Annotated in this window: 12 protein-coding genes; 8 read left to right on the top strand and 4 right to left on the bottom strand. The window is 64.7% G+C overall.

Annotated elements, in window-relative coordinates; genetic code table 11:
- Nucleotide 1: 1 nt before the first annotated feature.
- A complete protein-coding gene (gene ilvN, locus AB656_RS07335) occupies nucleotides 2-553 on the top strand; it encodes an acetolactate synthase small subunit (RefSeq protein ID WP_033504702.1) in 552 nt (183 codons plus the stop codon).
- Between the two features lie 43 nt (nucleotides 554-596).
- A complete protein-coding gene (locus AB656_RS07330; RefSeq protein WP_033504701.1) occupies nucleotides 597-2,441 on the top strand; it encodes an ABC-F family ATP-binding cassette domain-containing protein in 1,845 nt (614 codons plus the stop codon).
- A 15-nt stretch (nucleotides 2,442-2,456) separates the two neighbouring features.
- On the opposite strand, the gene AB656_RS07325 is transcribed toward AB656_RS07330, so the two are convergent.
- Nucleotides 2,457-3,185, bottom strand: a complete 729-nt coding sequence (locus tag AB656_RS07325; RefSeq protein ID WP_033504700.1) for a type 1 glutamine amidotransferase — start codon at nucleotides 3,183-3,185, stop codon at nucleotides 2,457-2,459.
- A 274-nt stretch (nucleotides 3,186-3,459) separates the two neighbouring features.
- Here AB656_RS07325 and cysS point away from each other — a divergent pair, with 274 nt between their 5' ends.
- The 6 genes from cysS to rimM all read left to right on the top strand — a co-directional run bounded on the left by cysS (nucleotide 3,460) and on the right by rimM (nucleotide 9,366).
- Nucleotides 3,460-5,067 (top strand): cysteine--tRNA ligase, encoded by a 1,608-nt coding sequence (gene cysS, locus AB656_RS07320; protein ID WP_033504710.1) that lies wholly within the window; start codon nucleotides 3,460-3,462, stop codon nucleotides 5,065-5,067.
- A gap of 52 nt (nucleotides 5,068-5,119) precedes the next feature.
- Nucleotides 5,120-6,736, top strand: coding sequence for a signal recognition particle protein (gene ffh / locus AB656_RS07315; protein WP_033504699.1), 1,617 nt, complete (start codon nucleotides 5,120-5,122; stop codon nucleotides 6,734-6,736).
- Nucleotides 6,737-6,743: 7 nt separating this feature from the next.
- Nucleotides 6,744-7,787, top strand: a complete 1,044-nt coding sequence (locus AB656_RS07310; RefSeq protein ID WP_051905374.1) for an endonuclease/exonuclease/phosphatase family protein — start codon at nucleotides 6,744-6,746, stop codon at nucleotides 7,785-7,787.
- 204 nt (nucleotides 7,788-7,991) lie between these two features.
- A complete protein-coding gene (rpsP, locus tag AB656_RS07305; protein ID WP_033504698.1) occupies nucleotides 7,992-8,465 on the top strand; it encodes a 30S ribosomal protein S16 in 474 nt (157 codons plus the stop codon).
- Nucleotides 8,466-8,506: 41 nt separating this feature from the next.
- The gene (locus AB656_RS07300) at nucleotides 8,507-8,740 is read left to right on the top strand and encodes an RNA-binding protein (RefSeq protein ID WP_033504697.1); all 234 of its coding nucleotides are present in this window, start codon (nucleotides 8,507-8,509) and stop codon (nucleotides 8,738-8,740) included.
- Nucleotides 8,737-9,366 carry a ribosome maturation factor RimM gene (gene rimM / locus AB656_RS07295; RefSeq protein ID WP_033504696.1) on the top strand — a complete coding sequence of 210 codons (630 nt, stop codon included), beginning with the start codon at nucleotides 8,737-8,739 and terminating at the stop codon, nucleotides 9,364-9,366. The genes AB656_RS07300 and rimM overlap by 4 nt, the downstream gene beginning before the upstream one ends.
- Nucleotides 9,367-9,477: 111 nt before the next feature.
- Here rimM and AB656_RS07290 read toward each other — a convergent pair whose 3' ends face one another.
- Genes AB656_RS07290 through AB656_RS07280 form a run of 3 tightly spaced genes read right to left on the bottom strand, consistent with a single transcriptional unit; the run spans nucleotide 9,478 to nucleotide 12,744 of the window.
- Nucleotides 9,478-10,215, bottom strand: a complete 738-nt coding sequence (locus AB656_RS07290; RefSeq protein WP_033504695.1) for a LutC/YkgG family protein — start codon at nucleotides 10,213-10,215, stop codon at nucleotides 9,478-9,480.
- Nucleotides 10,208-11,968 (bottom strand): LutB/LldF family L-lactate oxidation iron-sulfur protein, encoded by a 1,761-nt coding sequence (locus tag AB656_RS07285; protein WP_201777328.1) that lies wholly within the window; start codon nucleotides 11,966-11,968, stop codon nucleotides 10,208-10,210. Before AB656_RS07285 ends, AB656_RS07290 begins: the two co-directional genes overlap by 8 nt.
- The gene (locus AB656_RS07280) at nucleotides 11,965-12,744 is read right to left on the bottom strand and encodes a (Fe-S)-binding protein (protein WP_033504694.1); all 780 of its coding nucleotides are present in this window, start codon (nucleotides 12,742-12,744) and stop codon (nucleotides 11,965-11,967) included. The genes AB656_RS07285 and AB656_RS07280 overlap by 4 nt, the downstream gene beginning before the upstream one ends.
- Between the last annotated feature and the right edge of the window lie 102 nt (nucleotides 12,745-12,846).

The raw sequence follows: 12,846 nt of genomic DNA, 5'->3' as shown, positions 1-12,846 counted from the left end.
AATGGCTACGAACAACGGCACCCAGCAGCACACCCTCTCGATTCTGGCGGAGAACAGGCCGGGCGCCCTGGCCCGCATCACCGACCTGTTCGCCCGTCGCTCCTTCAACATCACCTCGCTGACCGCCTCCTCCACCGAACGCGCGGACATCTCCCGCATCACGGTCACCACGGAGGCGGAGGACGCCCCGCTGGAGCAGATCATCAAGCAGCTGAACAAGCTTCTGCATGTGCTCAAGATCGTGGAGCTGGACCCGGGCCGGACCGTGGAGCGCGAGCTGGTCCTCATCAAGGTCAAAGCCAATGAGCGCAACCGTTCCGACGTGCTGGAGATTGTCCAGCTCTTCCGCGTGCGCGTGGTGGACGTCCACCCTGAATCGCTGACGATCGAGGCTACCGGCGCCCAAGGCAAGTTGGACGCCCTGCTGGGGCTGCTGGCCCCTTTCGGCATTGTGGAGATGGTGCGCTCCGGCACGGTGGCGGTCACCCGGGGCCCCAAAGCCCTCTCGGAGAAAGTGCCGGATACCGAGATCGGCTCCCGAACGGGCCGCTGAACTGGTCCGGCGCGCTCCAGGCCGCGCGCTAGATTGGTGAATCATGCCTACCTATGACCTCGGTTTGGAAAACGTCTCCCTCTCTTTCGCCACCAAGAACATCTTCACCGATGTGACCCAAGGCGTCTTCGAAGGTGATCGGATTGGCATCGTCGGCCGCAACGGCGACGGCAAGTCCACGCTCCTGCGCTTGCTTGCAGGCGACCAGGAGCCGGATTCAGGGCGCGTGACCCGCCGGGGCGGCCTGACCTTCGGCAGGTTGGACCAGCGCGACCCCCTGCGCGACGAGGACAGCCTGCGCCAGGCGGCCCTAGGCGACCGCGAGGATTACGAGTGGGCATCCGACCCCAAGTCCCGCGAAATCGTGCAGACCTTGCTGGCCGGCATGGACCTGGACGCCCCGGTGGGCTCCCTGTCCGGCGGGCAGCGGCGGCGGGCGGACCTGGCCCGGCTCCTGCTCCAGGATTGGGACATCCTGGCCCTTGACGAACCCACTAATCATCTGGACATCCTCACCATCCACTGGCTGGCCGAGCACTTGAGGCACCGCTGGTCCAAGGGCTCGGGAGCGCTCCTGGTCGTCACCCACGACCGCTGGTTCCTGGACGAGGTCTGCACCCGCATGTGGGAGGTGCACGACGGCGCGATCGACCCCTTCGAGGGCGGCTATTCGGCCTACATGCTCCAGCGCGTGGAGCGCGACCGCCAGGCGGACGTGGCCGAGACCAAGCGCAGGAACCTCGCCCGCAAGGAGCTGGCCTGGCTGACTCGCGGCGCCCGTGCCCGCTCCACCAAACAGAAGTTCCACGTCAAGGCCGCCAACGAGTTGATCGCCGACGTACCGCCCATCCGCGATTCCCTGGAGCTCAAGCGCATGGCCACCTCCCGCCTGGGCAAGCAGGTGGTGGACCTCAAGAACGTGACCAAGTCGTATCCGCCTCGCACGGTGATCGACGACGTGACCTGGCTGATTGGCCCGGGCGACCGTTTCGGCATCGTCGGCGCCAACGGCGCAGGCAAATCCACCCTCCTGGGCCTGATTGACGGCACCGTCCAGCCCACTTCCGGCCATGTCAAAATCGGCAAGACGGTCAAGTTCGCGGTCCTCACCCAGCGTTTGGACGAGCTGGAGGAGCTGGCCCAGTACCGTATCCGTGAGGTCCTCTCCCGCTATAAGGCCACCTACGAAGTCGAGGGCAAGGAGGTCACGCCTTCCCAGCTGATGGAGCGTTTGGGCTTCTCCTCCGCCCAGCTGATGACCCGCATAGGCGACCTGTCCGGCGGCCAGAAGCGCCGTATGCAACTCCTGCTTATCCTGCTCGACGAGCCCAACGTGCTGATCATGGACGAGCCAGGCAACGACTTGGATACCGACATGCTGGCCGTCATGGAGGACCTGCTGGACTCCTGGCCTGGCACCTTGATCGTCGTCTCCCACGACCGTTTTCTGCTGGAGCGCGTGACTGACCAGCAATACGCGCTGCTGGACGGCAAGGTGATCCACCTGCCCGGCGGCGTGGATGACTACCTGGATATGGTCAAATCCGCAAAATCTGGGACAGGCTCCTCCCCCGAGATCGGCGGCGACGCGCGCGGAACCCGCAGCCCGAATTCAGCTTATAGCGCCACCGCTAAGAACGCTTCCTCCCAGGCCGGCAAATCGGGCCGCCAGGCCCAGCGGGAGCTGGGCAAACGCGCCCGCGCCATCGAGCGCAAACTCTCCAAGCTCAACACCCAGGTCCAGGACTTGCAGGCCCGGATGGCGGCTCACGACCCAGCCGATTACGAGGGCCTGGGCCAGCTCAACGAGCAAGTCAAAACCATCCAAGCCCAAATCGAGCCCCTGGAAGAGGAGTGGCTTGAGATCGGCGAGGATCTGGAGGACTGAGCCAGTCCGCCTGCCTTACTCCCCGACGGGCTGCGCCGCGCAGGTGGAGCAGCGCGCGGCGAAAGCGGAGAAGATCGAGTCCGCCAACGGTTGGACCAGGTCGTCCTTGGCCTGGAAGTCCTCCAATAGCTCGGCTATCTGCCTCTTCTTAAGCCCTTTCACCATTTGCGGCATGTCAAGCCACTGCTCGAACAGCGGTCCGGTCACTTCCAAGTGGAATTGCAGACCCAAAGCCGATCCAGCCCGGAACGCCTCGACCTTGGTGTCGGCGGATTTGGCCAGCAGTTTGGCACCTTCCGGCAGGCTTGCCGAGTCCGAATGCCATTGCAGCACCGGGGTGGTCTTGTTCGCCCAGGTGGACACAGCATCGTCGGTCGCCACCCACTTCACGGTTCCCATCCCCTGGTGCATCCCGTCGCTGGGTTGCAAGCGCGCACCGAGCGCCCGGGCCAGTATCTGGTGCCCCAAGCAGACGCCCAGCACCGGCACCTCCGCTTGCGTGGCTTCCTTGACCAGCTTGGTTTCGGCTTTGAGCCCCGGGTGGTGCTCGTAGTCATCCGCCCGCATAGGCCCGCCCATCAGGACCAACCCGGCCAGCTCGCCTGGCTTCGGCAGTTCGGGTTTATTCACGTCCACCACGCTCAGGGTCTCAATATCGAGCCCGGCGTCTTCCAAGGCCTCTCCGACTCGCCCGGCTCGTTCCCAGGGTGCATGTTGGATGACCAGCACAGTGCGTTTCGCCATACCCCCATTGTGACACGCCCACCACCCTAGCGACACACGCCCCGTCAGACAGGCTCCTCTCCCTACGCCTCCAAGCGCTGACTCTCCCCGACCATCCACCCTCCCAGGCCTCATTCCGCCTCCGACCGACACCGCATCACGCACGCCCCTCACACCGCCGCGCCCCACCCTCGCTTCCGAGTGGAAAACCGGGCGCACAATCCGCGCAAGCCTGCGCGGAACCGGGCGGATGACGCAGGGCTCGATGTCAGGCTTGGCGGGTAGCATCAACCCTATGGATATGAGCTCGAAAGCGCGCGATTTCAACGATTCTCTGAGCCGAGCGGCGGCGGGGCTGCGGCTGTATGACACAGCGACCAAGGCGGTGAGCGCCTTCGAATCCATCGAACCGGACCGGGTGGGGATCTACGTGTGCGGGGCCACGGTGCAGAGCTCGCCGCACGTGGGCCACCTGCGCACCACGCTCGCCTTCGACGTGATCCGCCGCTGGATGCTCAAGCTGGGCTACCAAGTGACGCTCGTGCGCAATGTGACCGACATCGACGACAAAATCCTGGATAAGGCGGCCGCCGCCGGCCAACAATGGTGGCAACGCGCCTACATCTATGAGCGCGAGTTCACCGCCGCTTACGACACCCTGGGGGCCCTGCCCCCCACTTACGAACCGCGCGCCACCGGGCATGTGCCGCAGATGGTTGAGCTGGTGGAACGGTTGATCGACCGGGGCCACGCCTACATCGTGCCCGACGAGGAAGGCCGCCCATCCGGCAACGTGTACTTCGACGTGGAATCCTGGCCCGAGTACGGGGCGCTCACCCACCAGGAGACCGGCACCCAAGCCGCCGACGAGCAAGCCGCCGTGGCCGACCGCATGGGGCCGAGCGTAGACGCCGAAGGGCCGGACCAGTACAAACCGGCTGACGACGCCGACCTGGCCTCAGGTAAGCGCGGACCCCGGGATTTCGCCCTTTGGAAGGCCTCCAAGCCCACCGACCCGCCGACCGCCCGCTGGACCACGCCGTTCGGCACCGGACGCCCGGGCTGGCACCTGGAATGCTCGGCCATGAGCCGGCGGTACCTGGGCGCGGATTTCGACATCCACGGTGGCGGACTGGACCTTCGCTTCCCTCATCACGAGAACGAAATGGCCCAATCCCACGCCGCTGGGTGGGGGTTCGCCCACCGCTGGATGCACACCGCCTGGGTGACGCAAAAAGGCGAGAAGATGTCCAAATCGCTGGGCAACGGGCTGGCCGCGGACGCCGTGCTGGACGCCTACCCCGCTTGGGTGGTGCGGTACGCGCTGGTTTCCACCCACTACCGCTCCATGCTGGAGTGGGGCGATCAGACCATGAACGAGGCGCAGGCGGCTTATGAGCGCATCAACGGGTTCGTGGATCGCGCCGGTAAGGCCCTGGGCTGGCAACCCTCCCGGCAGGAGGTGGCCGAGCGCACGGCCGACCAGTTGCCCGCCGATTTCGTGGCCGCCATGAACGACGACATCAAGGTGCCCGAGGCGCTGGCGGTTCTGTTCGCCACCATCCGCCGCGCTAATTCCGGCATGGCCGGGATTGCCGGTGACCCGAACGCCCGCGACGCCCAGGACGGACTGCTGCGGGACCTGCTGGACGTACGCGCCATGCTCGACGTGTTCGGCCTTGACCCTCTTGACCCCCATTGGGCCCAACCAGGACGGGGGGCCGCCGCCGATACCGCCCACGAGGCCCTGGACGCCCTGGTCTCCCAGGAGCTCGCCGCCCGCCAGACCGCGCGCTCCGCCAAGGACTTCGCCCAGGCTGACGCCATCCGCGACCGCCTGGCACAGGCCCACATCACCATAGAGGACACCCCAACCGGCCCCACTTGGCAGCTGGAAGGCTGAGCCCGGCCGGTCCTGCCGTCTTTTCCCGGGCGACCGCTAGAATTATGGGATTATGGCTGCTTTTTCTTCTTTGACCGACAGGCTGTCGAACGCCTTCACCCACTTGCGTTCCAAGGGCAAGCTGAGTGAATCCGATATCGACGGCACCATCCGCGAGATTCGCCGCGCCCTGCTGGACGCCGACGTGTCGCTCGACGTGGTGCGTTCCTTCACAGCCAAGGTGCGCGAACGCGCGTTGGGCGCCGAAGTGTCGGAGGCGCTCAATCCGGCCCAGCAGGTGGTCTCGATCGTCAACGACGAGCTCACGCAGATTCTGGGCGCCGGCGTGGACCGGCCGCTCAACTTCGCCAAGACCCCGCCCACTGTGATCATGCTCGCGGGCTTGCAGGGCGCCGGTAAGACCACCCTGGCCGGCAAGCTGGGATACTGGCTCAAAGACGCTGGCCACACCCCCCTGCTGGTGGCGGCCGACCTGCAGCGGCCGAACGCGGTGACCCAGCTGCAAGTGGTCGGCGAGCGCGCCGGTGTGCCGGTGTACGCCCCCCAGCCCGGCGTACAGACCGAAAGCTCGGACGTGGTTTCGCCTGGTCAAGCCACCGGCGACCCGGTGAAGGTGGCGCGCGACTCGATTCAAGAGGCGCAGTCCAAGCTCTACGACACGGTCATTATCGATACGGCCGGCCGTCTGGGCGTGGACCAGGAGCTGATGGCTCAGGCGCGCGACATCCGCGACGCGGTCCACCCCGACGAAATCCTGTTCGTGATCGACGCGATGATCGGCCAGGACGCGGTGCAAACCGCCAAGGCCTTCGATGAGGGCGTGGACTTCACCGGCGTGGTGCTCTCCAAGCTGGACGGCGACGCCCGTGGCGGCGCGGCCTTGTCCGTAGCCTCAGTGACCGGCAAACCGATTCTGTTCGCTTCCAACGGCGAGGGGCTCAAGGACTTCGAGGTCTTCCACCCCGATCGCATGGCCTCCCGCATCCTCGACATGGGCGATATCCTGACCCTGATCGAGCAGGCCCAACGCGAGTTCGACGAGGAGGAATCGCGCAAGGCCGCCGAGAGGATGCTCGAGGGCTCCTATGGCCTGGACGACTTCATGGACCAATTGCAGCAGGTGCGCAAGCTCGGCTCCTTGAAGTCGATTCTGGGCATGATCCCCGGCATGGCCCAGCACCGCAAGGAGCTGGAGCAGTTCGACGAGAGGGAGGTCGACCGCACGGAGGCCATCATCAATTCGATGACCCCCCAGGAGCGGCGTGACCCGAAGATCATCGACGGCTCCCGCCGCGCCCGCATCGCTTACGGAGCAGGCGTCACCGTCTCCTCGGTCAACGGCCTCCTCCAGCGCTTCGATCAGGCCGCCAAGATGATGCGGCGGATGACCAACGGCGTCCGTCAGATGCCCGGTATGCCCGGTTTTGGGGGCAAGGGGTCGAAGAAGGGCAAGAAAAGCAAGAAGAAGGGTAAATCCCGCTCCGGCAACCCAATGAAGCGCGAGGCGGAGGAGAAGGCCTTGCGCGAGCGCTTGTCCGGAGGCAAGGGCTCCGGCGCGCCCAACTCGGGTTCCGCTTTCGCGAAGCCCCAGACCACTCAGGTGCCCGATGGCATGCCCCAGATTCCACCGAACCTAGGCGGTGGCCTGGGCGGGCTCCTAGGAGCCTGACAGCCGCGTGTCCACCCTGCTCTGGGCCCTGCTGGCCCTATGCGCCCTGTGGATGGCCTTGCGCTACCTGCCCGCCGGCTGGGACTGGCACCGGCCCCTGCCCGAGCTGATAGCCCTCGTACCACTACTGAGCGCGCCTTTGATGGTGCTGCTCGTTTGGTCCCTGGTCATCACCGCCTGGCCTCAAGCGGTAGCCGCCACGCTTCTGCTGCTCCTGGAAACCATCTGGCTCCTCCCCTTCCTTCTCCACCTCCCTTCCGGGGTCCTTGCCATATCCGCCCTTCCGGGTTTCAGCCAGCCTGACGCCGCTACGGTCAGCCCAAAGCGTTTAACCGTCATGAGCTTGAACTGCAAGTATGGCCACGCCGATGCGCAGGCCATAAAGGCCGCGGTCGAGCGCCAGCATGTGGATCTGCTCGCTTTGCAAGAGGTCAGCCAGACCCTGCTCGACCGCCTCCGGGAAGCTGGACTGCCCATGGTGCTGCCCTACCAATCAGTAGGGGTCGCCACCACTGACGACAACGGCGGTTTCAATGCGGTATTCAGCCGGATCCAGCCGAAGGGCCGGCGCCCTCAATCGGTATCCTTGCCCGCTTCCGCCGTGCCGACACTGACGGTAGAAGCTTTGGGGCGCACGATACTGGTCGCGTCAGCCCACCCCAAATCCCCTCAGCGTGGCGGCAGCAACTGGGGGGCCTCGATTTTGGCTCTGGCGGGCCTGAGCCCTGCGGCCCCCTCCCCCGCCGCCCAAGCCAGCGCGCGTCGGCAGGCGGGAGACGCGGATGACGCGCTCATCATGGGCGACCTCAATTCATCAGTCCACCACCCCTCCTTCCGCCGTCTGCTGAGCGACGGCCACCTGCTTGACGCCGGCGGCGAGGCCAGCGCGGGGCTTCATCCCACGTTCCCCGCATCCTGGGCTACCCTGCCCCCGCTCATAGAGATCGACCATGTCCTGCACACCCAAGGATTGGCCTGCACCGGACTGCGTTCCTTGCGCATCCCCTCCACCGATCATATGGCCCTGGTGGCCACCCTGCAAGCAGCCTGAGGGACCTCCCGCTGGAGCCAGGGCCCGTCGCGCGGCTCAGGCGCATCGTTCACGCACGATTTATCCGGTCTGAGCGGTATACTGTTGCTGTTATTCGTGTGGACGGGCCCTCTCATACCGTCGCGCGCGAGGACACGTGGCGCCTGGATTCCATGCCCCACATGGAGTGCGGATACCGCAAACCTAGCTACAAGGAGAGCCGCTTTGGCAACCAAGATTCGCCTGAAGAGAATGGGCAAGAAGTTCTACGCCTTTTACCGCGTGGTCGTCGTCGATTCGCGTAAGAAGCGCGACGGCAAGGTGATCGAGGAGATCGGCACCTACAACCCCAACACCCAGCCTTCTACGATTAAGATCGACTCCGAGCGCGCGCAGTACTGGCTCGGTGTGGGCGCCCAGCCCAGCGAGCCGGTTTCCAACCTGCTCAAGATCACCGGCGACTGGCAGAAGTACAAGGGTCTGCCCGGCCAGGAGGGCACGCTGAAGGTGCCCCAGGCCGAGAAGGACGCCCAAGCCCGCATCGAGCAGGCAGAGGCCGAGGCCCAGAAGCTCAAGGCCAAGAAGTCCGAGGCCGAGGCGAAGGCCAAGGCCGAAGCCGAAGCCAAGGCGGCCCAGGACAGCGAGGCTGAGACCGCCGAAGCCCAGTCCGGTGAAGAGGAGAACCCCACCGCCGAGTGAGCGGCCCCAGGGGACCTGAAGCGTTTGGAGGAGTGATTGCCATGCTCGCGCAAGCAGTCGAACACCTGATTAAGAACATTGTCGATTTCCCCGACGACGTCTCCGTGCGCTCCCATGAGAACGCCCGTGGCGAACTGCTGCGGGTGCGGGTGAACCCGGAGGACATCGGGCGTGTGATCGGGCGCAACGGGCGGACGGCCAACGCCGTTCGCACCGTGGCCCAGGCCATCAGCGACCATAAGATCCGCGTCGACATCATGGACGTACGCAGGTGAGCGCGGACGCCAATCGCTCGGTTGCAGACCCTCAGCAGTCAAGACTGTTGAGGGTCTGCCGTATTGGGCGCGCTCAAGGGCTCAAGGGCGAGGTGAACGTGTTCGCGTACACCGATGAGCCCGAACGCCGCTTCTCCCCCGGTTCCGTGCTCACCACCGCCGACCGGAGCCGGGCGTTCACCGTCGTATCCTCCCGTCGATTCAAAAGCCGCTGGATTGTGCTCTTTGAGGGCGTGGCGGACCGGAACGCCTCCGAAGCCCTGAGCGGCACCGAGCTGTACGTGGAGCCCGACCCGGAAACTGAAGAACAAGACGATGCCTGGTACTTGGAGGACCTCATTGGCCTTGAAGTGCGCATGGCCCCCGGCAACGCCCTGGGATTGCCGGCTGACAAACTGGTGGGCACCGTCAAGGACGTGATTGACGCCACCGCCCAGCAGCTCCTGGAAATAGAGCTCGCCCCCACCGGCAAGGCGGGCGACCACGGCGAGAACGGGACGGACGAAGAGGCCGGACCCGTGACCGGCTTAGTGCCGTTTGTAGAGCAGCTAGTGCCCGAAGTGGACCCGGACGCGGGATACATTGGCATCGACCCGCCCAAGGGCCTCTTACCCGGCCTGGATTAGGCGGAGGCAGGGGCCACGTACCCCTCCCCTCCCAGCAGACGCACCGCGACCCCCTGCCAGGATTATTGATCCTCCGGCAGGGGGTCGCCTTATCAACGCCCAGGCTCTGCCCTACATGTCCTCGACGACCAGGTAGGTCATGTCCAAGGGACCGTGGACGCCCACGACCAGCACCATCTCGATGTCACCGGTGTTGGACGGGCCGGTGATGATGTTGATGTTGGAGGTTTTGAGCTCGCCGGACTTCATGGCCTTGTCGTAGCGGTCCATGGCCTGGCGCGAGCGCGGCAGGATGCAGGACTTGCGCACGATGGCCAGGTAGTGCACTGGCAGGAAGTGGAAGGCCCGCCCCTGCCCCGGCGTGGTGGCCGTAGTGATCGAGCAGGACTCGGCCAGCATGTAATCGGCGAAGGCGATCGCCGCCCCGGCGTGCTCAGCCGTGTCAATGTTCGCGTCCCGCCCCGCGCCCGGCTTCCAGAACGTGGGCTCCGGGTCGTGCAGGCCATCCCTCCAACCTTCCAGACCGAAGTCCGCGTACAGGTCGGATGTGGGCAGCAACAGGTGGTTGTGGCCGTTCGCCTGATACTCGTCGTCCGGGCGGTCGGAGATTTTAGCCCTGATGAAGTCGTCCAAAGCGCGTGGCAGACCGGCCTTGCTGGTGGTCTGGAAGTTCACATTAACGGCCTTGCTGTTGGCCCTGGCGATCTCCATCAGCTCGTCCTGGCTCTTGCCGGATAGTGTGGTCTCCGGCAGGTCGTTGACCGGCACCAGGGGGTTGTCGGCCAGCTGGTGGCGGGGGCGCCGGGCCTTTTCGGCCAGGTAATTCAGAAAGGTCTCGCGGTCAGTCATGCTCTTGCACTCCTTCCTGACGGGCGGCTGCCTTGGCGATGTCATCACCGTCGATGTGGCTGCCAGCCGGTACTTCCTCCTGGGAGAGCGAAGCTGCCCGTGACGCGACCCGTCCGGGCGCTGCGGCCTGCCCTTCGGCGTGCGCCCTCTCCTCGGTGATTCGATGGCCATTTTGGTAGTACCCATCGGCCTTCAGTACGGGTTCGCCGCTGGGACGGAAGGCGTTCGGATTCTTAGGCGCTTGGGGCTCAGCGGGTTGTCCGCCTCCCTGCATGGCCTGCTCCCGTTTATGCTCGCGGAACCAGGAACGGAAGTTCTTGGAGTGGGCAGGCGGATCAGGCAGGTCGCGCACCTTGGTCCAACCACCGAAGACGAACGGCATCCATTCCAGGTGCTTACCGTTGGAGTAGAGGTTCTCGGCTGTTTCCGGCTTGGATTTCTGCAGGGGGGTGAGCATGGTGTGGTCCAAGCCCAAGGCCATGCGGAAGAGCGAGGAGTGGCCGGTGCCGATGCCCACCACCCGCATGACCGCGTCATCAATCAGCTTGCTCTGGTGCAGGTCGTCCATCTCAATCTCTCGGTGCTTGATCAGCAGCTTATGCAGCGGAATCTTGACCGGGCACGTGGCCGTGCAGGCCGAGCACAGGGAGCAGGCGTAGGGCAGTTCGGAGAAGTCGTCGTAATTGCCCTGCAAGACGGGCGAGAGCACGGAGCCGACCGGTCCGGGGTAGATGGAGCCGTAGCCTTCGCCGCCGATGTGGCGGTATATCGGGCAGACGTTCAGGCAGGAGGCGCAACGGATGCACTGCAGGATGGGCTCGAAGTCGGTGCCCAGGGCGTTGGAGCGGCCGTTGTCGATGATGACGACGTAGAACTCCTCAGGCCCGTCGGCCTCCCCGTCCACCTGTCGCGAGGTGAACGTGCAGTAGGTGGTGATCTTCTGGCCGACCGCCGAGCGGGCCAGCATGTTATCCATGGTCTCGGCCTCGCGCATACTCGGCACGATCCGCTCCATGCCCATGCAGACCACCTGGATCTTGGGGATGGCCATGCACAAATCGGCATTGCCCTCGTTGGTGTCCAGGTTGATCATGCCGTTGTCAGCCACCGCGAAATTGCAGCCGGTGATCGACATCTCGTTCTTCAGGAAGCGCTCACGCATGACCTTTCGGGCGAAGCGGGCCAAGTGCTGGGGGTCGTTGTCGCCCTCATAGCCCAGCTTCTTCATGAATACCTCGCGCACCTGGTCGCGGTTCTTGTGCAGGGCGGGGAACACCAGGTGGGTGGGTTCGTCCCAGTCGTCCTGCTGGAGGATGAACTCGGCCAGGTCGGTCTCCAGCAGGTTCATGCCGTCAATCTTGAGCAGGGCCTTGTCGATGCCGATCTCGGAGGTGACCATCGACTTGGACTTGACGACGTTCTTGACCTGCTTTTCCTTGGCCAGATTGACGATGAAGTCGCGCGCCTCCACGTCGGTCTGGGCGAAGAAGACGTGACCGCCGTTCTTCTCCACGTTGTCGGAGAACTCCTCCAGGTAGTCCGGCAGATAGCGCACCGAATGCTGTCGGATCTGCTCGCCCAGGTCCCGCCAGTCCTCCCAGTTGCCCAGCTCCTGGCGGGCGCCCTCGCGCTTGACCCACTGGGCGTCCTGGGCCTTGGCCACGGCCTTCTGGGCGAAGGTGTTCTTCTCGGAATCGGCGACGCGGGTCAGGAAATCATGGTCGTTATTACGAATCATCGTTGCGGTCTTCATGCCGGCACCCCTTCGTTCTCCTTGGCATCCACATAGGTCACCCGGCTCATGTCCACGTTGTGGTTGAGCACTTCCGCCAGGTGCATGATGGTGATTTTCTCGCCCCGGCGGTTAAAACGTCCGCCGATGTTCATCAGGCAGCCCGGATCGCAGGAAATCAGGACCGAGGCGTTAGTGGAGAGCACATCGTTGACTTTCTCATCCACCATCTGCCGGGAAATCTCAGGCTCCTTCATGGAGAACATGCCCCCGAACCCGCAGCAGTTCTCGATATGCGGCAGTGGAATCATCTTCAAACCCTTGACATGGTCCAGCAGCACGAAGGGGCTGGTGCGCTCCCCCAGCAGGCGGGTCATGTGGCAGGAACGGTGGTACGTGGCCACGGCGTCCAGTTCGGCGCCGGCGTTCTCGACGCCCAGGACCCGGTAGAGGAACTGGGAGAATTCGTATGTCTTGTCCGCCACAGCCTGGGCCTTAGCCTGGTACGCTGGCTCACCCTTCAGGTGGAAGGGAAGCTCCTTGAGCATGTTGACGCAGGAGCCGGCCGGGCCCACGATATAGTCCGCGTCCACGCCAAGCAGGGCGTCGACCTCGTTGTGCATCACGTGCTTGGTTTCCTTGATGTATCCGCTGTTGAACGTCGGCTGGCCGCAGCAAATCTGCTGCATGGGCATGCAGGTCTCGCAGCCGAAGCGCTCCAGGACCTCGACCATGTCCTTGCCTACATTGGGAAACATCAGGTCTACCACGCAGGTGGAGAAGATGGCCACTTTCATGTCTACCCCTTTTCCGTGAGCGTTCTCGCCTGCAGGCCCTCGACAGCCTGCGAAACCGACAGGGCGCCATCATGACTGCGCCCGAACTCGCCTGGCCTCATG

Origin of the sequence: Bifidobacterium actinocoloniiforme DSM 22766 (assembly GCF_001263395.1) — a bacterium.
GTDB lineage: Bacteria > Actinomycetota > Actinomycetes > Actinomycetales > Bifidobacteriaceae > Bombiscardovia > Bombiscardovia actinocoloniiformis.
The sequence above is the reverse complement of the archived record's forward strand: the minus strand, read 5'-3'. Positions and strand labels throughout refer to the sequence as shown.